The organism is Mangrovivirga cuniculi, assembly GCF_005166025.1.
Lineage (GTDB): Bacteria > Bacteroidota > Bacteroidia > Cytophagales > Cyclobacteriaceae > Mangrovivirga > Mangrovivirga cuniculi.
In genome coordinates this window covers 1321512-1344677 of sequence record NZ_CP028923.1, presented here as the reverse complement: position 1 = coordinate 1344677, position 23166 = coordinate 1321512, and the positions used below count along the sequence as shown (strand labels likewise).

17 protein-coding genes and 2 pseudogenes are annotated in these 23166 nt (G+C 36.3%); 13 read left to right on the top strand and 6 right to left on the bottom strand.

Features of this window, described 5'->3' with window-relative positions:
- Positions 1-66 precede the first annotated feature (66 nt).
- From DCC35_RS20840 to DCC35_RS06135, 6 genes are all read right to left on the bottom strand, one after another.
- Positions 67-426, bottom strand: a complete 360-nt coding sequence (locus DCC35_RS20840; RefSeq protein ID WP_217495925.1) for a hypothetical protein — start codon at positions 424-426, stop codon at positions 67-69.
- The gene (locus DCC35_RS20835; protein ID WP_217495924.1) at positions 399-773 is read right to left on the bottom strand and encodes a hypothetical protein; all 375 of its coding nucleotides are present in this window, start codon (positions 771-773) and stop codon (positions 399-401) included. Before DCC35_RS20835 ends, DCC35_RS20840 begins: the two co-directional genes overlap by 28 nt.
- A gap of 68 nt (positions 774-841) precedes the next feature.
- Positions 842-4291: a pyruvate carboxylase gene (locus tag DCC35_RS06145; RefSeq protein WP_137089953.1), complete on the bottom strand. Its 3450-nt coding sequence runs from the start codon at positions 4289-4291 to the stop codon at positions 842-844.
- A gap of 197 nt (positions 4292-4488) precedes the next feature.
- On the bottom strand, positions 4489-5337 hold the full coding sequence (locus DCC35_RS06140) for an IS3 family transposase (RefSeq protein WP_246070037.1): 849 nt from the start codon (positions 5335-5337) through the stop codon (positions 4489-4491).
- Between the two features lie 14 nt (positions 5338-5351).
- Entirely contained in the window at positions 5352-5786 is a 435-nt protein-coding gene (locus tag DCC35_RS20830) for a helix-turn-helix domain-containing protein (protein WP_217495808.1), read from the bottom strand.
- Between the two features lie 107 nt (positions 5787-5893).
- Positions 5894-6925, bottom strand: coding sequence for a T9SS type A sorting domain-containing protein (locus DCC35_RS06135; protein ID WP_175402739.1), 1032 nt, complete (start codon positions 6923-6925; stop codon positions 5894-5896).
- 335 nt (positions 6926-7260) lie between these two features.
- On the opposite strand from DCC35_RS06135, the gene DCC35_RS06130 reads away from it, so the two are divergent.
- The 13 genes and pseudogenes from DCC35_RS06130 to ruvA all read left to right on the top strand — a co-directional run bounded on the left by DCC35_RS06130 (position 7261) and on the right by ruvA (position 23141).
- Positions 7261-8046: an enoyl-CoA hydratase/isomerase family protein gene (locus DCC35_RS06130; protein ID WP_137089951.1), complete on the top strand. Its 786-nt coding sequence runs from the start codon at positions 7261-7263 to the stop codon at positions 8044-8046.
- A 9-nt stretch (positions 8047-8055) separates the two neighbouring features.
- Positions 8056-9540, top strand: coding sequence for a lipopolysaccharide biosynthesis protein (locus tag DCC35_RS06125; RefSeq protein WP_175402738.1), 1485 nt, complete (start codon positions 8056-8058; stop codon positions 9538-9540).
- Positions 9541-9597: 57 nt separating this feature from the next.
- Positions 9598-10599 carry a sugar phosphate nucleotidyltransferase gene (locus DCC35_RS06120; RefSeq protein WP_137089949.1) on the top strand — a complete coding sequence of 334 codons (1002 nt, stop codon included), beginning with the start codon at positions 9598-9600 and terminating at the stop codon, positions 10597-10599.
- Between the two features lie 83 nt (positions 10600-10682).
- Positions 10683-12311: a tetratricopeptide repeat protein gene (locus DCC35_RS06115; RefSeq protein WP_175402737.1), complete on the top strand. Its 1629-nt coding sequence runs from the start codon at positions 10683-10685 to the stop codon at positions 12309-12311.
- Positions 12301-13067: pseudogene (locus DCC35_RS22025) on the top strand (DUF4292 domain-containing protein). The gene DCC35_RS06115 and the pseudogene DCC35_RS22025 overlap by 11 nt, the downstream one beginning before the upstream one ends.
- Before the next feature lie 104 nt (positions 13068-13171).
- Positions 13172-14257: a murein hydrolase activator EnvC family protein gene (locus DCC35_RS06100; RefSeq protein ID WP_217495923.1), complete on the top strand. Its 1086-nt coding sequence runs from the start codon at positions 13172-13174 to the stop codon at positions 14255-14257.
- The gene (locus DCC35_RS06095) at positions 14239-15687 is read left to right on the top strand and encodes a CapA family protein (protein WP_137089944.1); all 1449 of its coding nucleotides are present in this window, start codon (positions 14239-14241) and stop codon (positions 15685-15687) included. Before DCC35_RS06100 ends, DCC35_RS06095 begins: the two co-directional genes overlap by 19 nt.
- Positions 15688-15794: 107 nt before the next feature.
- Positions 15795-15992, top strand: a complete 198-nt coding sequence (locus tag DCC35_RS06090; protein ID WP_137089943.1) for a Sec-independent protein translocase subunit TatA/TatB — start codon at positions 15795-15797, stop codon at positions 15990-15992.
- Between the two features lie 48 nt (positions 15993-16040).
- Complete coding sequence (gatA, locus tag DCC35_RS06085; RefSeq protein ID WP_246070164.1) at positions 16041-17420, top strand: Asp-tRNA(Asn)/Glu-tRNA(Gln) amidotransferase subunit GatA; 1380 nt, start codon at positions 16041-16043, stop codon at positions 17418-17420.
- Between the two features lie 118 nt (positions 17421-17538).
- Complete coding sequence (locus DCC35_RS06080) at positions 17539-19005, top strand: lytic transglycosylase domain-containing protein (RefSeq protein WP_217495922.1); 1467 nt, start codon at positions 17539-17541, stop codon at positions 19003-19005.
- A 45-nt stretch (positions 19006-19050) separates the two neighbouring features.
- Positions 19051-20130, top strand: coding sequence for a DUF4837 family protein (locus DCC35_RS06075; protein WP_137089940.1), 1080 nt, complete (start codon positions 19051-19053; stop codon positions 20128-20130).
- A 136-nt stretch (positions 20131-20266) separates the two neighbouring features.
- A pseudogene (locus tag DCC35_RS06070) lies at positions 20267-22548 on the top strand (NADP-dependent malic enzyme).
- The gene (ruvA, locus tag DCC35_RS06065; RefSeq protein ID WP_137089939.1) at positions 22545-23141 is read left to right on the top strand and encodes a Holliday junction branch migration protein RuvA; all 597 of its coding nucleotides are present in this window, start codon (positions 22545-22547) and stop codon (positions 23139-23141) included. Before DCC35_RS06070 ends, ruvA begins: the two are co-directional and overlap by 4 nt.
- Positions 23142-23166 lie beyond the last annotated feature (25 nt).

The following is a 23166-nucleotide window of genomic DNA, read 5'->3' as shown; positions in this document are numbered from 1 at the left end:
GGGTAATGATAAACTTTCTGAAATTATCATCCTGCTTTAAAATTTTTAATCCGCTTTTGAACTCATCTAAAGGATTTCTCCCCCCTCAGTTGCTCCCGGTTGTTCTTTAATCTTATAAAATAAATATGCAGCACCGATCCATAATATCGATGAGATACCAAATAAAGCAGCATATATTTTAATATTTTGAGATCCGGCGATAAATAAATGTAATACAACTCCAGCACCTAATGATAACGCTCCACCAATGGTTGCTCTTGCACCCAGCATCTGTCCTCTTAAACCCTTATCGATAGTTTTTCCTGAAACATCCTTAAAAGCAACCGAAGCAACCCCACTGGCAATACTAAAAATTAAAAATAAAAATAATATCAGCCATGATACCCAACTATTGTTTATCAATACCAACCCGGCAGAAGCTCCCATACAGATAGCCTGAACCAATGATGCCAGAGCCAGAAATTCTTTCTTATTTTCTCTGCCCTGATTTTACCGGAAATGACCAATTGTGGCAAAAGAGATCCGATGTTTTTAAGAGGAACGGGTACACCAGTTAAAAATGCCTGCCCTCCTAATGCTGATATTATCCATGGAAGAGTAATTCCAGGTGAAATAAGTGTTTCAGCTAGTTTAGAGCATGCTCCATTAGCAACAAACTTTAAATAATTACCGGGCTGATGATTACAAGCATCCTCTTTAATCTTGTCACATGACCTTACTTCACCTTCTTCGGTTATATATTCAAAAACTTTTTCCTTGACAGTTGTTTCCATATAAATCCCCAACAAGGTTTTATGGCTATATGTTATAAAAAAAGAGGCCGAAGCCTCTTATTTTTTTATTAATCCAATTCGACTACAAGGTCATCCTGTTGAACCATCGCACCCGGTTCAAGGTATACTTTGTTCACCACTCCGGATTTGGGGGCAGTAACGTTGGATTCCATTTTCATCGCTTCAATTACAAAAAGCACCTGTCCTTCCTCAACTTTCTCTCCGCTTTTCACTTTAACATCGGCAAGCCTTCCCTGTAATGGAGCACCTACATCACCATCTTTCTCTATCTTTTTATTAACGACAACCTGAGACTTAATATCGTTATCTTTTACAAGAATCTTTCTGCTTTGACCATTGAGTTCAAAACTCACTGTTCTCATCCCTTTTTCATCCGGTTCAGAAATATACAGTAGTGTAACAATTAGAGTTTTACCTCTTCCAATTGTTACAAGAATTTCCTCTCCTGTTTTCATTCCATAGAAATAAGCCGTCGAAGGAAGGTAATCTACATTTCCATAGGTATCTCTGAATTCATAATAATCTTTATAAACTTTCGGATATAGTTTATAAGAAAGAAACTCCTTGAATGAAACACTTTCATCAAATTCCTTTTTGAATTCCTTAAACTCATTGTCAAAATCTATTGGTTCCAGATGTGCATTTGGACGATCATGGAACGGTTCCTCATTCTTAAGTACTAATTCACTTATCTTATCAGGAAATCCACCATGAGGTTGTCCGAGTTCACCTTTGAAAAAAGAAACTACAGAGTCAGGAAAAGATATACTAGATCCTTTTTCCATAACATCTTCAGGAGTTAGATTATTGGAAGTCATAAAGAGTGCCATATCACCAACTACTTTTGATGATGGGGTTACCTTAACAATGTTGCCAAACATCCTGTTTACTTCGGCATAATTCTTCTTTACTTTTTCAAATTTTTCTTCCAGACCTAATGCTCGCGCCTGTGGCCTTAAATTTGAATACTGGCCTCCGGGAATTTCATTTTCATATACCTCGGCAGTACCTGCCTTTAAACCTGATTCAAAAGGATAATAATACTCTCTCACTTCTTCCCAGTATCTACTGTAAGCATTGAGACTTTCGAGATCAAAATCAGGCTCCCTTTCATGATTTTCAAGGGCTGCTACCAAGGAGTTAAAGTTGGGCTGAGAAGTTAACCCACTCATGGAACTCAGAGCTACATCAACTACATCGACACCCTGCTCAATGGATTTCATATAAGTAGAAGCCTGTATAGATGAAGTGTCATGTGTGTGTAAATGAATTGGAATATCTACTGCATCTTTTAATGCGGGTATTAATTCTTCAGCAGCATAAGGTCGTAATAATCCGGCCATGTCTTTAATGGCTAGAAGATGAGCACCGCAATCCTCAAGCTTTTTAGCCATATCTATATAATACTGCAAATTATATTTACTGTCCTTATCCAGGACATTCCCTGTATAACAGATTGCTGCCTCGGCTAAGGAATCAGTCCTCTCAGAAACAGCCTTTATACTGGTTTTCATATTATCAACCCAATTTAATGAATCGAAAATCCTGAAAATGTCAATGCCTGTTTCAGCAGACTCCTCTATGAATTTAATGATTAAATTGTCAGGATATGCTTTATAACCAACTCCATTAGAGCCTCTTAATAGCATTTGAAGCAAAATATTAGGAATTGCTTCACGCAATTTTCTCAGGCGTTCCCATGGATCTTCTTTCAGGAATCGGTATGAAACATCAAATGTAGCTCCACCCCAGACTTCCATTGAAAAAACATTTGGGTGGTTTTTGGCAAAACCTTCAGCCACCTTCATCATATCATGAGTCCGGAACCGGGTTGCTAACAATGATTGGTGAGCATCTCTAAAAGTTGTATCCGTAAATTTGATCTCCTTCTCATTCTTTAACCACTCAATAAATTTATCACGCCCCAGTTCACTAAGTTTATCTTTACTGCCTTTCGGATGTGATGAGAATTTAGGGTAATCAGGAATCTTTGGGGTTACAAAGGTTTTAGATCTGTCCACAAATTTCACATCCGGATTACCATTGATGGTAACATCTGCCAGGTAAGATAACATTTTTGTTCCCCTGTCAAATTTTATCCCAATATCAAATAACTCCGGATGATCCGGAATAAATTTAACGGTTGCCTTTCCTGAATAGAATATTTCATGATTAATAACATTTTCAAGAAAACCAATATTGGTTTTAACTCCTCTGATCCTGAATTCACGTAATGCCCTGTGTAATCTCTGAGCAGTACCCTTTAAAGTCCTTCCACTAGCAGATATTTTCACCAGCATACTGTCGAAGAAAGGTGATACTTTTACACCGGTATAACAGTTTCCTGCATCAAGCCTGATTCCATAACCACCGGCACTTCGGTAAGCTATTATAGTACCGTAATTAGGTTTGAAATTATTTTCAGGATCCTCAGTAGTTACACGACATTGGATGGCATAACCTTCGCATTTGATATCATCCTGGCTCTTGATAAAAATCCTCGGATCGGAAAGAGCATATCCTCTGGCAATTTGAATTTGCGATCTGACGATATCGATTTGAGTAATCTCTTCAGTAATCGTATGCTCTACCTGAATTCTGGGATTTACTTCAATAAAGAATATATTCTCTTCACTATCGACGAGGAATTCAACCGTTCCAACATTATTGTAGCTTACATTTTCTGCGAGCTTCAATGCGTAACTGTAAAGCTTATCCTTTGTTTCTTGTTTAATGCTAACACAAGGAGCTACTTCCACTACTTTTTGAAAGCGGCGCTGAACCGAGCAGTCTCTTTCGTATAAGTGAACAGTATTTCCGTAGTTATCAGCCATGATTTGCACTTCGATATGCTTAGGCTTGTCAATAAACTTTTCAAGGAAAATAGTATCGTCCCCGAAGGCATTTTTTGCCTCATTTTTTGCTTCATGAAATGCAACTTCAAGTTGCTTATCATTTTGAACAACCCTCATTCCTCTTCCTCCGCCTCCGGCAGCTGCTTTGACGATTACCGGATATCCGATATTATTAGCCTCTTTTTTTGCTATTTCATACGAAGTAAGGTCTTCTTGAGAATCCTGAATAATTGGCACATTACTTTCAATAGCTACCTTTTTGGCCTCAACTTTATCACCGAGTTTTTCCATTACCTCTGGTGTTGGACCAATAAAAATTATTCCTTCTTCCCTACACCTTCGCGCAAAAGTGGTGTTTTCAGATAAAAACCCATAGCCTGGGTGAATTGCATCCACTCCTTCCCTTTTAGCTACGCTAATTATCTCTTCAATATCGAGATATGGTTTTAAAGGGTCGTCATCGGGCCCTACCTGATAGGCCTCATCAGCTTTATACCGATGCAGAGAATATCTGTCCTCGAATGTAAATATTGCAACTGTTCTGATATTTAATTCTGACGCTGCCCTGAATACCCTGATCGCTATTTCTCCCCTGTTGGCAACGAGAATCTTCTGAATTTTGTGTATTTGTTGATCCTCCATGTGTGTTGTTATGAAATTGGAATGCTGAATTTAATGATAATGTCAAGATTTCAAAAGAACTTAACCCCTAAGAGTTAATTGACAACAAAAAATTACAAGAATTAAAAAAAACATAACAGAAATCGAATGCAAATTATTAATTTGCTAAACTGTGACTAGTCCTGAATAAACGTTACAGTTTTTACAAGGATAAATAATTAAGTAGCATCGCACAATTTTGCGGTGCTATTTTTTTTATAGGTTCTTATTTTAATTTTTTCTTGTCCATGCATAAATTCTGGAGTCTTCATATAGCAGCTGTAATGAGGACGTTCTCTGTTATAAATATCAATAGATTGTTTGATCAATTTATTCATTAGAACTATATCATTTACCAGTATGCCCTTAATAAATTCTTGCTTTAAAATACCATTCACTCGTTCTGCAATAGCATTTTGGTAGGGATCATACTTTTCTGTCATACTACACAACAGATTACCTTTATCAAGTTCCTTTTGGTAATCATCACAACAGTATTGCAAACCTCGGTCTGAATGATGAATTAGTTCTCGATCATAATACTTTCTATTTTTAATCGCTTGTTTTAATGCCTTGATTGCCCCTTGCGCATGGAGGCTGTTAGATACATTAAACCCCATTATTTTCTTTGAATAAGCATCTGTCACCAGAGATAGATACATTGGATTTTGTCGGTTCCCTATATAGGTAATATCACTAACCCACAACTGCTCGGGCCTATTAAGGGTTAAGTTCTCAACCAAGTTGCGATGTTTTCTGAATCTATGATGGGAGTCGGTCGTGATGTGGTATTGCCGTTTTGGGAGTATTTGCATGTGATTAGCTTTCATAATGGCAAACAACCGGTCTCTACCAACCCCAAGTTCCCGAAGCTCATCATAAAGCTTTTCGTAGAGCTTTCTTGTGCCTAATTCAGACATTCTCATCCGCACTTGTTGAACCTTTTTCTCTACTACAGAAGCTGTTTCTCTTCTTTTAGCCTCAGATTTCTTTGCTCGATAATAAACCTGCCTACTCTTCCCAAACAATCTACAGGTAGCTGTTAAGCTTTCTTTGTACTGTTCTTTGAATCGTTCGATTGTTCGGGTGAGTACTTTTTTCTAATAGGAATCTTTAGCTCTTCTTCTGCAATATCGATCATCATATCAAAGAAAATAGCCTTTTTATCAGTAAACTCTAGTTTCTTTTCCAATGAAGCTTTCTGTTTCTCCAAGAGCTTGACTTTTTGTTCAAGCTCCAATAATTTCTGTTCTGGGCTCTTTGACAAGTTTAAATGGGTTTTGTTGTACCAATCAAAGGTACCATATTTTCTTAACCAATTTGTAATGGTAGAGTGAGATTGTATTCCATACTTCCTTGATGCGGCTCTTATGCCAAGCTCTCCTCTTTCTATCTCTTCGACCACTGATAATTTAAAAGTGTAACTGTAGTCTTTTTGTGTTCGCTTAACGTGCTGGTTCTCATCTTTTTGCTTCATAACATTACTTTTTGTGTAACGCTATTTCAGGACGAGACACTGTTAAATAAAAAAAACGCCACTCTTAAGAGATGGCGTTTTTTCACACATTACGATCAAATCAATATTTATTCTACGACAAGCTTTAGTGTATATTGCCCTTTTACGTGCTGAATTTTAGCAACATATAATCCTGATTCGAGATCAAGATCGTTGAATACTGTCACTTTATTCATTAAATCTTGTTCAAAAACTAACTTCCCTGAGGTACTAAATATCCTAACAGAGGCATTATTCGCTAATTTATTATCTTTTAAATCTATTACCAGTTCATCATCGAGTTTTGTCAACGGATTAGGATAAACAGCAACTTCTTCATTAGAAGATTGAGTTGATGGATAAACCGCAGTGATCGGATGGTATTCAATGAACCCATCATAATCAGTTGCTTTTAAACGGTAATATGTTATATCCTGCACATTGTAATCGTCACTATAAGAGTAATAGTTAATCTGGTCTCCTCCTTTTCCAAGAACGTTACCTAGTGCTGTAAACTCTACTCCATCTAAAGAGCGCTCAACAGTAAAAAAATTAAAATTCTCTTCAGAAGCAGTTGACCATTCTAATTCCACAATTCCATCAACAATTTCTCCGGTAAAATATATTAGTTCGACAGGAAGTTGACCTGGAGATGAATTTTCATCTACTGTCAAAGGTCCGGCTAACTGATCATTAGTACATCCATTTGCTTCACATTGTCTTCCCCATACACCATTACCTCCGATTTCAATCAATGTACCACTACTATTGTTCCCGGCATCGATGGTTCCGCCATTCTCTACGATAATTTCAGCACCTGAAGGTAAAATAATTTGAGAGTTAGCACCAAATGTTAATGTTGATCCTGATTGAATTGTTATTGAAGCGATGGATGTAGAGGTAAAATCGTATATTGTATTATTACCTAAAACTACATCTGCTGCAATAACTATATCATTTATGGCTTGTGATCCATTCGGCACAAATCCACAGCTCCAATTTGAAGCTACATCCCAATCAGTTCTATCTTTAGCTTTTGGAGCAGTTCCTTGAAAGATACACGTTTGGCTTTGAGCTTGAAATGCAAATAAAAAAATGAATAAAAAGTAAAAATGCTTCATTCTCACACTATTAAATCGTATCATATCAGATATATATACTATGACATCAGAGGTTGTAACCATCCAGGCCAAATGCTTCGACGAATACTTATAATAGATCGATAAACAACCAGCTACCTCAATTTTAAAAAAAGCAAATCTTGTCTAGCAATCAACAAGTTAGCCATACATTTAATCAATTAAATCACAAAACTACACTTAATTATTTTATATTTATTCATAAATTAAGAAAAAAAACAATCCCGGGTATCGTACGGAAATCTTCGCCTGTACATTTTGTGATTCCATAGGGTAGGTTTATATTTGAACCATTCTTAAAAGACAATTTAGCTTTTATGCAAAAATTTGAAAACTTACTGTTATCGCTTGAGGATGCTATCCTCACCATTACAGTTAATCGTCCTGATAAGCTTAATGCATTAAATTCTCAGACGCTAGATGAAATTGAGGAAGCCATACAACTGGCAGTTGACAACAACGATGTAAAAGCTATGATAATTACGGGATCTGGTGAAAAAGCATTTGTTGCCGGAGCAGATATTAGCGAACTGGCTCAATTGAATGAAATGACTGCCCGTGGATTTGCTGAAAAAGGTCAGGAAATATTTCAAAGTATTGAAAACAGCACTAAACCTGTAATTGCAGCTGTAAATGGGTTCGCACTGGGTGGTGGATGTGAATTGGCCATGGCTTGTCATATCAGAATAGCTACCAAAAATGTCAAGTTTGGACAGCCCGAAGTTAATCTTGGTGTTATCCCGGGATACGGGGGTACTCAAAGGATGACCCAACTTATAGGGAAAAGCAAAGCGCTGGAATATATGATGACCGGTGATATGATCGACGTAAATGAGGCGTACAGACTTGGCCTCATCAACCATATTGCAGAAGATCATGATGACTTAATGTCAAAATCAAAAGATATACTTGCCAAAATCATGAATAAAGCTCCTTTAGCCGTAGGTATGGTCATTGACTGTGTCAACGCGGTATTTAGAAGTGATGAAAATGGTTATCAGACTGAAGCGAACAGCTTTAGCAACTGTTGCAAGTCAAAAGATTTTAAAGAAGGAACTCAGGCATTCCTTGAAAAAAGGAAACCAGAGTTTACCGGAGAATAATTTTTGATCGTGAATCCTCTTAAAAAACTTGCCGGTGAAACGGTAATTTATGGCGTCCCAACCATTTTGGGACGCTTTTTATATTTTTTATTGATCAAGCTGCACACCAGTGTGCTTACCGAAGGTGAATATGGTACATACACTTATCTATATTCATATACTGCCTTCTTTTTGGTGCTTTACACGATGGGAATGGAAACTTCATATTTTCGTTTTGCAACAAAGCACGACGAAAAAACTGCTTATAATTCCTCTTTTTCATTTTTACTTATCACCGGAATTTTAATTTCATCTGTATTGTGGTTTGGATCAGATTTCTGGGCATTGAGTATTGGCGATCCAAATTACTCTGAATTCATTAAATGGCTGGCCCTGATACTTTTTGTAGATGCTATTACCGCAATTCCATTCGCAAGACTTCGGCTTCAGAACAAAGCAATTAAATTTGCATCTGCAAAACTATTGAGCATTTTTATTCAGATTGGTATCCAGGTGTTTTTTCTTTGGTTTTGTGAGGCTGTATTAGAAGGTAAAATATTTCAATCATGGAGACCATTTATATCAAAGATCTACAATCCTGAAAATCCCTTACCCTATTTGTTTGCAGCAAACCTAATCGGAAATGGGATTGCTATTATTGTTCTTTTCAAGACAATGTTTGATGTTAAAATCAACATTTCTAAAAAAATACTGAAACCGATGCTGATTTACGCCCTGCCAATAATGGCAATGGGACTTACCGGTATGGCCAATGATAATCTGGATAAAATATTGATGGAATTAAGACTTCCTGATAATTTTTATGAAGGATTAAGTTCTAAAGAAGCCCTGGGTGTATATAGTGCTGCTTTTAAACTATCAATGGTAATGGGTATAGCAGTTCAGGCATTTCGATTTGCCGGAGAACCGTTTTTCTTTTCCCAGTCAACTGAAAAAAACTCACCAAAACTTTTCGCTACTGTCACTTATTTTTTCATGGTTTTCGCTGTGTTAATCTGGATTGGAATAAGCTTGAACATCCAGTTAATTAGTGATATTCTGCTAGGTGACGATGTTTTTAAAAGTGCCTTATTTATCGTTCCATTTTTATTATTTGGTAAGCTGCTTTACGGATTATATGTAAATCTCAGTATCTGGTTTAAACTTAGTGACAAAACCTATTTTGGAACTCTACTCAGTTTTGCAGGCGCTATTGTAACCTTCCTTGGTAATTTTTTCTTTATCCCTTACTTCGGGTACTGGGCTTCGGCTGTCACGCTTATTCTATCTTACCTAACTATGGTTATCCTTAGTGCTATTTTAGGCCAGAGACATTTCCCTGTTCCCTATAATTGGTTTAGAATTGTCCTATATGTAATAGGAGGTGGACTTACAATTTATCTTACTTATTTCTTCGACCTGCAAAATGGCATTTCAGGTATTTTAATTACAGGTGTTATCGTATTGGCTATATTCCTCGCGGAAAGAAAGAGAATCGCAGTAAAAACTGATTAAAATTTTATATTTTTGATTAAATAGCCATTTTTCTTATATAAAACTAAACAACCAAGTATGAATATTATCATTCCAATGGCCGGACGTGGCACCAGACTGAGACCCCATACTCTAACTGTTCCAAAACCTTTAATTCCGATCGCAGGTAAACCAATTGTCCAACGCCTGGTCGAAGATATTGTCGAAGTTTGCAATGATAAAGTAGAAAATATCGGTTTTGTAATTGGTGATTTTGGAAAAGATGTCGAGCAAAAACTCTTAAAAATTGCAGATAGCCTGGGAGCAAAAGGGCATATATACCATCAGGAACAAGCTCTGGGTACTGCACATGCTATATTATGTGCGGAGGAATTACTGACCGGTAACACTATAATTGCATTTGCCGATACATTGTTCCGTGCTGATTTCACTCTTGACAGTTCAAAAGACGGCATTATTTGGGTTCAAAAAGTAGAAGATCCTAAGGCTTTCGGTGTCGTGAAATACGATGAGGATGGAATCATAACAGATTTTGTTGAAAAGCCGCAGGAATTTGTCAGTGACCTGGCAATAATAGGTATTTACTACATGAAAGATGGAGATTTCTTAAGAAAGGAACTTCAGTATCTAATTGATAATGACATCAAGGATAAGGGCGAATATCAAATAACCAATGCCCTTGAAAACATGAAAGCCAAGGGTAGCAAATTTGTTCCTGGAACCGTAGATGAGTGGCTGGATTGTGGTAATAAAGACGTAACTGTAAATACTAATATGAGATATCTTGATTTTATAAAAGATAAAAAACTCATAGCGGATTCAGCAAAGATCTCCAACTCCACTATTATAGAGCCCGTTTATATTGGTGAAAATGCAGAAATCAAAAACTCTGTCGTTGGCCCTCACGTTTCAGTGGGGAATAATACAAAAATAAACAGAAGTATAATTGATACTTCATTAATACAGGATGACACTAAGATTACAGGATTAAACGCCACAAACTCAATGATCGGGAATTACGTTCAATATGATGGCAAAGCCGAAGATCTTAGCATAGGCGATTATACAGTTAAAAAATAATGATCTATAGAGGGATAAAATATCTTATTTTCTTTTTTGCGGTAGCTTCAAGTACTTATACGCTTTATTCTCAATCCAAAAACATGGATTACAAAGAGCGTAGAGAATTTGAAAATTACTTTGGAGAAGGAAATAAGTATTTTATTCTTCAGGATTATGATACCGCTCTTACTCTTTATGAAGCCGCTCTGGAGGTAGATAAAAACAATCCTACTGTCTTATACAAAATAGGAGAAATTTATCTTAATCTCGGAAAACCATTTGAGGCTAAACCTTATGCTGAAGCAGCTCTTAAATATCAGAAAGATAATAAATACATCTACCTGTTATATGCCGAGGTAAGCACTCAAACCGGGGACGTTAAGGAAGCTATAGAAACTTATGAAAAGCTAATCGAGAACATTCCTAATTCGAATGTCTATTTATTCAACTTATCAACTCTTTATCAGTACAAAAAAGACTTCGACAGGGCCTTGAAGATCCTGAATGAAGCAGAAGAAAAACTGGGAGTTTCGTATGAAACCGCGTTCAGGAAAAAGACTCTCCTGCTCCAAATGGGTAAGGAAGAAGAAGCCGCTAAGGAACTACAAAAGCTTGTCAATATATATCCGGACAACGAAAAGTATATATTTGAACTGAGTAATCTGTATGTAAGCTTAGAAAAATTTGACCAGGCTGAAAAAATGGTTGCATTACTACTAAAAAATGACCCTGATAATGCAAAAGCCCAGGTAATGCTGGCAGAACTCTATCGTAAGCGAGGAGAAGAAGACAAATGCAGGCAGATCCTGACTGAGGCAGTAAAAAATCCAAATCTCGATTTTCAAACAAAAGTTAATATCATAGCTGAATACATTAAAGAAATTAATAATCCGGAGGCTGCTCCATTTATTATCAGCATGGGCAATGATATTATTGAAACCCATCCGGATGAACCCAAATCTCATGCGTTAATGGGTGATATTTACTTTCAGGCTGGTGATAAAAAATCAGCCTTAACAAAATATCTTACTGCAATAGAGAAAGAAGAGAATGATTTTGAAGTTTGGCAAAACATCCTCAACCTGGAATACAGCTTAGGCTATTACGAAGATCTGAAAGTTCATTCCGAAGAAGCAATGATCTTGTATCCAAACCAGCCATCAGTGTACTATTATGCTGGCATGGCCGCTTTAACACTGAAAGAATATAATGATGCTGCATTGTATTTTGAACAGGCAATCCCTTACACAAACAATGATAAAGATCTTCAGGCTGTTTTTTATGGCCTCAAAGGTGATGCATATCATGCCAGAGAAGAATTTGAAAAAGCTTATCAGGCTTACGATAATGCACTAAAAATAAATCCTGATCTTGCTCATGTATTAAACAATTATTCCTATTTCCTGGCAATAAGAAAATATAATTTGGAAAAGGCTCATAAAATGTCTTCGAAGCTTATTGAGCTTTTCCCGGGAAATGCACGTTATCTAGATACACATGGATGGGTTTTATTCAATCAGGAGAAATATAGAGAGGCAAAAACATTTTTGAAATCAGCTATCGATACAAATGATGCAAATGCAACAATCTATGAACATTATGGTGATGTTCTCTATAAATTAGGAGAGAAACAAAAGGCAGTCGAACAATGGCAGATAGCAAAAAGCAAGGGTTCGACAAGTGAGTTTATTGATAAAAAAATTGCAGAACAACGCTTATATGAAAATTAAGTACCAGGCCATTTTTTTGCTGGCATTATTGACACTAACATCTTGTAATAAAAAGTTTTCCGATCTAAACTTCAATTTTGGAAAGAAAAAAAAGCTAAAGGTTGAAACGCTGACATTTAACTACCTGAAAGCAAAAGGTAAAATAAAATTGGAAACCGATGCCAGCGAAACAAATGCGACCGTTAATATCAGAGTAAAAAAAGATTCTTTGATTTGGATGTCTTTAGGTTCTGCAATTGGAATTGAAGGAGGACGAGTTCTTATCAACCGCGATTCGATGGTAATGATGAATCGGCTCGAAAAAAATATAGAGTATTTAGTTTTAAGGAGCTTTCCGAAAAATATAAAATCGAACTCGATTTTGATATAGTGCAGGCTTTATTATTAGGTGAAATGCCTATTGAGGATATAGAAAATGCTGAAGTAGAAAAAGAAGGAAATTTTTATAAGGTTGTTCAGGACTATAATGATAAAGAGGTCGTTAATTTGGTGAATTCTGTAACGCTAAAATTAGAGAATATTACCATGACGGATACTCCGGTACCCCATAAATTAAATGTTGTATATAGAAATTTTGATTATCCAAAAGGAAAAAAGGTACCTATGGCATTCACTTCAATAATTTATCTTGAATATTTTGAAGACAATGCTAAATTTATGGCCCAAATAGGTTTAGAATATAATAAGATCGAAATAGAAGATAAACCAATCAGTTTCCCGTTTAGTCTTCCAGAAAAGTATACCAGAGTTGAATAGATATGTGTAAAGGCTATTTTTTTATATTGATAATATTTTTGACTTCATTTTTCTCTGTAACAGCTCAAAACAAAGCCGAGTTACAAGAAAAAAAGAAACGTACTTTGCAAAAAATCAATGAGGCTGAGAATATCCTTAAACAAACTACTAAACAGAAAAAGAGTACTTTAGGCCAGTTAAGCGCTATCAATCAACAAATCAAAACCCGCTCACAATTGATATCTGCAATTGAATCGGAAATCGACCTGCTTGATTCTGAAATTTCTGAAATTGACCTCCTTTATGATGCCCTTGATAGTGATCTTGAAAATCTAAAAGAAGAATATGCCAGAATGATTTATGGGCTTTCCAAAAACAATAGCTCATACGGGAAATTAGCTTTTCTATTTAGTGCTGAATCATTCAACCAGTTTCTAATGAGGATGAAATACCTTCAGCAATACTCTGAAGCAAGAAAGACACAGGTTAATCAAATTCAGACAGTGCAGGAATTATTAAAAGAAAACAGACTTTCAAAGCAAACTAAAAGAGTAGAACAGGAAATACTGTTAAATGAACAGATTGCTGAAAATGAAAAGCTTCAATCACTAAAAGATAAGCAGTCTAATGTTATTGCAGAACTTGGAGAAAAAGAAAACTTATTGATTGCAGAAATAGAAAAAAATAAACGAGCAGCAGTCGAAATTTCTAATTTAATTGATAAACTGATAGCTGCTGAAGCATCAAAAGCATCTGACACACGGGTTGAAAATACTCCTGAAGGTAAAATCTTATCCGCATCATTTGCTGAAAATAAGAACAGATTACCCTGGCCAGTAAACCAGGGGTTTATATCTCAGGGATTCGGAGAACAAAATCATCCGGTATTAAGGCAGGTTGTTATAAAAAATAATGGAATAAATATTCAAACCCAGGCCAATGAGTCAGTTAAAGTGGTTTTCGATGGTGTAGTGACTTTTGAGGGCAGTGTAAGAGATATGGCAGGTTCTGTAGTGATCATTCAGCACGGAGAATACAGGACTGTGTATACCAATATTAAAAATGTCTCAGTAAAAAGAGGAGATCAGGTTAAGGCTGGCCAATCTATCGGACAGGTTTATACTAACAGTGAAGGACTTTCAGAGATGAAATTTCAGGTTAGACAGGGAGCAAAAGTATTAAATCCTGAAATATGGCTATCAAAAAAATAATTTCAACTTTTTCTTTAGTTTTATTATTCTTTTTTGCTCACGGGCAGGAAAATAGTATATCACTCTTGTTTACAGGAGATGTTATGCAGCATGATTCACAAATAAATGCTGCATATTATAAGGGTGAAGGATATAACTATAACCCGGTTTTTAAATATATTAAACCTGTTTTTCAAAGTCACGATCTGGTCATCGCCAATCTGGAATTAACTCTTGCCGGCCCTCCATACAAAGGATACCCACAATTTTCTGCTCCGGATGAACTTGCAGTGGCTCTCCAAAATTCCGGAGTTGATATTCTTGTTACTGCTAATAATCATTCAAACGACAGAAGAAAAAAAGGTGTCATCAGAACTTTAGATGTTTTAGATAGTCTCGGCATCAATCATACCGGGACATTTAGAAATAAAGAAGAAAGAGATGAACTCTATCCTTTAATAATTGAAAAAAGCGGGTTTAAAATTGCCTTTCTAAATTATACTTATGGGACAAATGGGATTCCTGACTCCCCTCCTGTTATTGTAAATCGTCTTGATAAAGAACAAATAACTGCAGACCTGAAAAAAGCCCGTAACAGTAATGTCGATAAAATAATTGTGGTTGTACACTGGGGTGCAGAATACAGAAGATTACCGGGTCAGGACCAGCTTAAATGGGAAAAGTTATTTTATGATTATGGGGCTGACGCAATTATTGGAATGCATCCTCATGTAATCCAGCCTGTTAAAAGAACATTCAACAAAACGGAAAACGAAGAAAAAATAACGGCCTATAGTCTCGGAAACTTTGTTAGTAATCAGAGAAAAAGATATACCGATGGGGGAATGCTTTTTAGTCTTGAAATAGAAAAAAGCAAAATTGATAATACAATTCGCTTTGGCGATGCCGGTTACTATTTAACCTGGGTATATAAAGAGTATTTTGAAGGCCTGAAGCGTTTTTATATAATCCCTGCTGACAAAATGGATTTAATTAACTCATTAAAGCTTAATGGGAACGATAAATCTATGATCAATACATTTCTTACTGATTCAAGATCATTACTTAACAAAAATAATTACAGAGTTAGTGAAAAAAGATATTCTCCTCTACTCGATAATTTTTTAGTTACCAGGTCTTACAAACTTTTGGATTATAAGCCTAATTACAAAGGAGAGCTAAATATCCATACATCCAGAGAATCTGAATCAGATAAAATATCTCAAAAAAACACTCCTGGTCAATTCTTTGTCCAAATCGCAGCTTTAAAGGATGAATCCAGGTATTTTGATCTTCCAAATGATCATTTGGAAAAATTAGTCGTTCATAAAGAAGATAACGGCCTTTTCAAATATAGAGTAGGTCCTTTTCTGAATAAACAAGAGGCAATGAATTCTTTGAAGAAAATAAAAGAATACGGATATACTGAAGCCTTTCTAATAACTTATTAATATTCATTACGTTAAGAACATTACATAGTGACTTAAAATAATACCACTGTGTTTGTTGGTGAACGTAAATTGATTAATTTTACAACTGAATTTAAAACACTTTAGTAATGTTAGATTTAATTTTAGCATGGACTCCGGGAGCCGGAGAATTAATATTAATTGCTTTTGTAGTTGTACTACTGTTTGGAGCAAAAAAGATTCCTGAATTAGCCAGAGGAATGGGTAAGGGAATCCGTGAGTTCAAAGATGCTACTAAAGACATCTCAAAAGAAATAGACGAAAGCAAGAAAGAAGTAGAGAAATAATTTCATTCCGTGCCTTCAAAGACGATCAAAGAAATTCAAGATTTAATTTTGAAAGGTAATGCTAACTGCGAAAATGTAGTAAAGCATTACCTTTCTTCTATTAATGAGCAAAAACACCTCAATGCTTTTATTGAAGTGTTTGAAGAAGAAGCCATTGAAAGAGCCAAAGAAATAGATCTGAAAATCAATGAAGGCAAAGCGGGTAAACTTGCAGGAGTGGTTGTAGGAATTAAAGATGTACTTTGTTATAAAGATCACTCAATAACCTGTGGATCCGGAATATTAAAAGGATTTAAATCATTATATACAGCAACTGCGGTTCAGAAACTTATCGATGAAGACGCGATTATTATCGGTATCCTGAATTGTGATGAATTCGCAATGGGGTCCTCAAACGAAACTTCTGTATACGGACCAACTCTAAATGCTATCGATAATAAAAGAGTACCGGGTGGATCCAGTGGTGGTAGTGCAGTAGCTGTTCAAGCCGGTTTATGCACTGTATCTCTGGGAACAGACACCGGTGGGTCAGTAAGACAGCCTGCTGGCTTTTGCAAAGTTTGGGGTTTCAAGCCTACTTACTCAAGAATAAGCAGATACGGACTGGCTTCTTATGCATCATCTTTTGACTGTATCGGAACATTCACAAATTGTGCCGAAGATGCTGCCTTACTTCTCGAAATTATGGCAGGTGAAGATGATAAAGACAGCACCTCATCTTCATCCAAAAAAGAAAGTTATGAGTTGGAAGAAGAGCAGTCAAAAACGTACAAAGTAGCCTACCTTGCAGAAGCATTAAATCATGAGGGTTTATCTCCTCAGGTCAGAAATGTGTTTCAGGATACTTTGTCAAAATTAGAGGAAGCTGGTAACCAGGTCGAAGAAATTGAATTTGATCTTCTTCCTTATTTACTTCCCACCTATTACATTTTGACTACTGCTGAGGCTAGTAGTAATTTATCAAGATATGATGGGGTAAGATTCGGGCATAGATCTGATCATGCCGAAAATCCTGAAATATTATATAAAAAATCCAGAACAGAAGGTTTTGGTCCGGAAGTTCAGAAAAGAATTATGCTTGGAACTTTTGTGCTTTCAGCAGACTATTTCGATGCTTATTACGTTAAGGCCCTGAAAGCAAGAAAATTAATAAGAAATAAAACACTGGAAATATTAAAGAAATATGATTTTATCATTACTCCGACGGCTCCCACTGAGCCATTTAAATTAGGAGAAAAGAATAAAGATCAAATGGCAATGTATCTTGGTGATATATTTACAGTTCAAGCATCACTTTGCGGGTTGCCTTCTTTAAATATTCCATTTTCGAATAAAGACTCTGGTCTTCCTGTAGGAGTGCAGATAACAGGAAAACCATTTAATGAAAAAGAACTTTTACAAGCTGGGAATTTTTTCAGTAAGCTGTGAAAAGCTTTTTTAAATCTCCAAAAAATTATATATTGTGTAGTTAAAGGTTATTCTATTGGTTGATAAGATGAGAAAGGTTATAATTTTTTACTTCTTGAATGTCACTTTTTTCTTAGGCATGCAGGCTCAGAAAAATGTGATTACGTCCCTACCCGTTTCGAAAGAGCGATTAAAAGAATTTGAAGATAATATAGTTTTAATCCCTGTCACTTCCGGGAGCGAAATAAATCAAACATCTGTAAATGTAGCTTTATCTGATGAGGAAGAGTTAGATAGTCTGAATGAAACACAGGCATACGGCTCTCATTATAATTTTGATTATTCGCCTGACTTCACCTATACAGAAGTTGAAGAGCGCATAAAAAATATAGATACTGAGCTTCCTATGCAGCTTAACAGAACTGTATATGGGTTCATTCAATATTTTGTGGAAAGAAACAGAAGTCATACCAGGCAGGTATTAGCTAAGACAGAAGTTTATTTCCCACTATTTGAAAAATATCTTGAGGAATATGAGCTACCAGATGAATTAAAGTATCTGTCTATTATTGAGTCGGCTCTTAAACCACAGGTTAAATCCAGAGCAAGAGCAGTTGGTCTTTGGCAATTTATGGGTGCTACGGGCCGTATGTATGGCCTGAACAATGATTTTTACATTGACGAAAGAATGGATCCTGTAAAATCGACAATTGCAGCCTGTAAATATCTGAGGTCTCTTCACAATATGTTTAATGACTGGGAACTTGCCCTTGCAGCTTATAATGCCGGTCCTGGAAATGTCAGAAGAGCAATACGAAGATCTGGTTATAAAAAAACATTCTGGGAAATTTATCCTTACCTACCAAGAGAAACAAGAAGTTATGTGCCTCAGTTTTATGCGATGATCTATGCCTTAAAATATAGACATGAGCATAATCTGGACACAGAACTAGAATATGAAATTGCAGTAGATACGGTGCATGTCAGTAACTATGTTTATTTAAATGCACTTGCCTCAGAATTGAATGTTTGTGCGGATGATCTGAGAATGCTAAATCCTCAAATTAAACACGGCGCACTTCCTGATGATACAAGGAATTTCCCTCTTAATATTCCGGTAGATGTTAAACCATTTTTCCTGGAAAATAAAAAAGAGATCCTCGCTAAAATTGAGGAAGAAGGAAAAGAAAGAGTCGCATACCTTGCCAGAAATAGTGTGGGCTCTACCTATGGAAGAACCAGAGTTTATCATAAAGTCAGAAGCGGTGAAGTTCTTGGGCTGATTGCCGAAAAATATCACGTCAGAATTGCAGACCTTCGCGCATGGAATGGAATTAGGGGTAACATGATCCGCAGCGGACAAAATCTTAGTGTTTGGATCATTCCTGGTCAGTCTATTTCTAAAGGATCTGCAACCGCTAAAGCTTCAGCTCCTCAGCGTCAACCTATTCCGGAAGGATCTAAAGTTTATACAGTACAACCCGGAGATACACTTTGGGATATTTCAAGAAAATACGAAGGACTTACTGTAGAAAAGTTAAAAAAACTTAATAATCTTTCTAAAGGAAGCAAAATTAAGCCTGGACAGCAATTAAGAATAGGATAATTAAAACTAAACCATTAGTTTTACATAAATCCTAATAAATAAATTATGTACAGAGCAGTAATCAAGACCGCTTATTTACTTTCTATAATTTTATTTTTCTCCTCGTGTGACAAATCTTCTAACGAGAGTGAAAACAAAAATAATTTACCAAGAGCTGCTGGTGAGGTTTCTTCATTAATGATTATAGCTGATAACAATCAGTATGAAGGGATGATCAGTGAAGCTGTGAATAATGTTTTTGGAATAAATACTCCCGGGCTTCCCAGACCTGAACCAATCTACGATGTATTTCAGGTTGCTCCTCAAAGATTAAACAGAACATTGAGAGAAATGAGAAATGTTCTTATTGTGGCAACTTCTAAATCTCCTGAAGAAGTTCTGGAACTTTATAGTACTGAGGCAAAAGAAGCAATCAAAAAAGATCCTGAAATACATTTTTCAGTTCAGCGAAATGTATATTCAAAAAATCAAACTATTGGTTTATTATACGCTGATAATACCGCCCAGCTAATAAAATACCTTGAGGATAATAAAGAAGAATTAAGAGATCTTTTTGTCTCCGGCGATATTCAGGTATTAAAAAGGAGAACTTACGCCAACAAACCAAAAAAATCAGTTAGTGAACAACTGAGAAAGGAGCATGAATTTACCATGCAGCTTCCCGGAGAATATATGCTTGCTCAGGAAAGTGACAATATGGTATGGTTCCGAAGTGCTCTGGATAAGTCTGATTACAATATTTTCGTTTATTATACAGACTATGATAATGAAAATATTTTCTTGAAGGATAGTCTGTTGGCTTTTAGAAATGAAATAACAAAAGAAAATTTCTTTGTTGATCCTGCTGATAAACGAACTTACATAACGACAGAACAGGAATACGCCGATGTAGAAATTGACACAGTTAATTTCAACGGTAATTTTGCAATTGAAATGAGAGGGTTATGGAGATCCAACCATGTCACGATGGGTGGGCCTTTTCTTAGTTATACCATGGTGGATCAATCAAAAAACAGGTTGTACTACATTGAAGGATTCCTGTATTCTCCGGGATTAGATCAAAGAAACCCGATGAGAAGAATAGAATTAATTCTTAAATCATTTAAGATGGCAAACGAAAGTTGATCCCAATCTATCGGATAAAATATTTAGCCACTGACATCAGTGGCTTTTTTTATTTTGATAAAGCGATAATATAACTAATTGATACGGCAATTTTAAGCTAAATTAATAGCTTTGTAACGGAGATAAAAAAACAGTTATGGCGATTAAAATCAGAAAACAAGATGCTCTGAATTATCATAAACAGGAGCCTGCCGGAAAAATAGAAGTAGTACCGACAAAAGCACTCGGGTCTCAACTTGATCTTGCTTTAGCATACTCACCGGGAGTTGCCGAACCTTGTAAAGAAATTAATAAGGATCCGGAAAAAGCATATTCCTATACTGCCAAAGGAAATCTGGTAGCAGTAATTTCAAATGGAACTGCTGTACTTGGCTTAGGTGATATCGGACCTGAAGCCAGTAAGCCGGTAATGGAAGGTAAAGGCGTACTTTTCAAAAAATTTGCAGGTATAGATGTTTTTGATATTGAAATTAACGAAAACGATCCGCAGAAATTTATCGATATTGTTAAATCCTTAGAACCTACTTTTGGTGGGGTCAACCTTGAGGATATAAAAGCACCGGATTGTTTTATAATTGAAAAACAACTAAAAGAAAAACTCAATATTCCGGTAATGCATGATGACCAACACGGAACCGCAATTATATCTGCGGCTGCGTTGATTAATGCACTGGAGTTAACAGAAAAGAAGATTGAGGATCTCAAAATAGTAGTAAATGGTGCCGGTGCAGCGTCAGTTTCCTGTACAAAACTATATTTATCACTGGGAGCCAAAAAGAAAACATAGTGATGCTCGATAGTAAGGGCGTTATAAGAAAAGATCGCGATAATCTCGATGAAACCAAAGCTGAATTTGCCACCGCTCGTGATATAACCACGATGGATGATGCCATTGAAGGTTCAGATATGTTTTTAGGGTTATCTGTAGGAAATGTTCTTAGTCAAGAGCAAATAAAAAAGATGGCTGATAATCCAATAATTTTTGCGTTGGCCAACCCTGATCCGGAAATTCCATATGATGATGCAATGGAAGCAAGACCTGATGCTATTATGGCTACGGGAAGATCTGACCATCCTAATCAGGTAAATAATGTTTTAGGCTTCCCATATATCTTTAGAGGGGCGTTAGATGTCCGATCCAAAGAAATAAATGAAGAAATGAAGCTAGCTGCTGTTTATGCCCTTGCAGAACTGGCTAAAGAACCTGTCCCGGAGATGGTGACGAAGGCCTATAATGAACCAACCCTGTCGTTTGGAAAAGAATATCTCATACCAAAACCTCTTGATCCGAGGTTGATCACAACAATTTCCCCTGCTGTTGCTAAAGCAGCTATAGATTCAGGCGTAGCACGTATCAATATTTCGAACTGGGAAGAGTATAATATAAACCTGCAACAGAGGCTGGGTATCGATACTCGATTAATGGCAAGGATCATACAAAGAGCAAGGAAAAATCCTAAGCGAGTGGTTTTTGCAGAAGCAGATCATATTAAAATATTAAAAGCTGCTCAAATTCTGGTTGATGAAGGTATCGCCAAACCGGTACTTTTGGGTAACGAGCAAATAATCAAGGAACTGGTTGAAGAAAACGGTCTTGAATTGCACGATTGCCCAATAATTGACCCATATCTCGAAAAGGAGAAGAGAAAAGAATATGGTGAAGAGCTATATTTAAAACGCCAGAGAAAGGGAATTACCAAAGGTGAGGCTATTAAACTGATGAGAGACCGAAACTATTTTGGTGCAATGATGGTCGAAACGGGTGAAGCGGATGCTTTAATTTCCGGATTAACTAAAGATTATCGCTCTACCATTAAACCTTCCCTACAGGTAATCGGTACTGCTGAAGACGTAGAGAAAGTAGCCGGTATTTATATCATTAAAAATAATAAAGGTACTTTTTACTTTGGTGATACGACTGTTAATGTAGATCCAACCGCAGAAGAACTTTCGGATCTGGTAGGATTAGTTGCCGATGGAGTAAAATTCTTTGACTCTGAACCTAGAATTGCAATGCTTTCTTACAGTAATTTTGGCTCTGCATCAGGGAGAATTCCTGAAAAGGTTCAAAAAGCGGTAAAAATGGCGAAAGAAAAATTCCCTAACCTTGTTATCGATGGAGATATACAGGCAAATGTGGCATTGGACACCGAAATTCAACAAAATTCCTACCCTTTCAGTCAGTTAGCAGAGAAAGGAGCTAACACTTTAATATTCCCTGACTTGACTTCGGGAAATATTGCTTATAAATTGCTTATGGAAATGGGAGGCGCAGAAGGTATCGGACCAATACTTCTGGGAATGAATAAACCTGTTCATATTCTTCAACTAGGATCAAGCATAAGGGAGATCATCAATATGGTAGCAATTGCAGTAGTAGATGCTCAATCATATGATGAGAAAAAACGTAAAAAATGATTGCGTACATAAAAGGAAAATTAGATTATAAAGATCCGGCACAGGTAGTCATTGAGGCTGCCGGTGTCGGATATCGTTTATTAATATCATTACAGACTTACGAGGCCATTCCTGATAAGGAAGATATTAAGTTATTAACCTATCTTCACATTAAAGAGGATTCGCATACCCTTTTTGGTTTTGCCCAGGAAAGCGAAAGAGTATTATTTTTGCACCTTATTAGTGTTTCTGGCGTTGGACCGAGTACAGCGCTGATGATGCTTTCAGGTATGAATGCTTCAGAAATTATTGATGCTGTAGTCAGCGAGGATGTAAAAACAATCCAACGAGTGAAAGGAATCGGAGCCAAAACAGCACAGAGATTAATCCTTGAACTCAAAGACAAACTAAAGAAAGAAGCTGCAGAACTGAATCTGGGTGCTAATGAAGAAAAAAGTTCAGTGTCAAACATACGAAATGAGGCATTGTCTGCGTTAACAACCTTAGGCATAGCTAAGCCTGCTGCAGAAAAAAATATAGACCTTGTTTTGAAAAAGGTCGGAAACACGGTTGGTCTGGAAGAATTAATTCGTCAAGCATTAAAAATCTCGTGATTTTTTCAACTTTATATTGATTTGT

Bases quoted from the DNA above. Each gene is read 5' to 3' on its own strand.
- DCC35_RS20840 (WP_217495925.1), bottom strand. From the start codon at position 426: ATGGGAGCTTCTGCCGGGTTGGTATTGATAAACAATAGTTGGGTATCA.
- DCC35_RS20835 (WP_217495924.1), bottom strand. From the start codon at position 773: ATGGAAACAACTGTCAAGGAAAAAGTTTTTGAATATATAACCGAAGAA.
- DCC35_RS06145 (WP_137089953.1), bottom strand. From the start codon at position 4,291: ATGGAGGATCAACAAATACACAAAATTCAGAAGATTCTCGTTGCCAAC.
- DCC35_RS20830 (WP_217495808.1), bottom strand. From the start codon at position 5,786: ATGAAGCAAAAAGATGAGAACCAGCACGTTAAGCGAACACAAAAAGAC.
- DCC35_RS06135 (WP_175402739.1), bottom strand. From the start codon at position 6,925: ATGAAGCATTTTTACTTTTTATTCATTTTTTTATTTGCATTTCAAGCT.
- DCC35_RS06130 (WP_137089951.1), top strand. From the start codon at position 7,261: ATGCAAAAATTTGAAAACTTACTGTTATCGCTTGAGGATGCTATCCTC.
- DCC35_RS06120 (WP_137089949.1), top strand. From the start codon at position 9,598: ATGAATATTATCATTCCAATGGCCGGACGTGGCACCAGACTGAGACCC.
- DCC35_RS06115 (WP_175402737.1), top strand. From the start codon at position 10,683: ATGGATTACAAAGAGCGTAGAGAATTTGAAAATTACTTTGGAGAAGGA.
- DCC35_RS06095 (WP_137089944.1), top strand. From the start codon at position 14,239: ATGGCTATCAAAAAAATAATTTCAACTTTTTCTTTAGTTTTATTATTC.
- DCC35_RS06090 (WP_137089943.1), top strand. From the start codon at position 15,795: ATGTTAGATTTAATTTTAGCATGGACTCCGGGAGCCGGAGAATTAATA.
- DCC35_RS06080 (WP_217495922.1), top strand. From the start codon at position 17,539: ATGCAGGCTCAGAAAAATGTGATTACGTCCCTACCCGTTTCGAAAGAG.
- DCC35_RS06075 (WP_137089940.1), top strand. From the start codon at position 19,051: ATGTACAGAGCAGTAATCAAGACCGCTTATTTACTTTCTATAATTTTA.
- ruvA (WP_137089939.1), top strand. From the start codon at position 22,545: ATGATTGCGTACATAAAAGGAAAATTAGATTATAAAGATCCGGCACAG.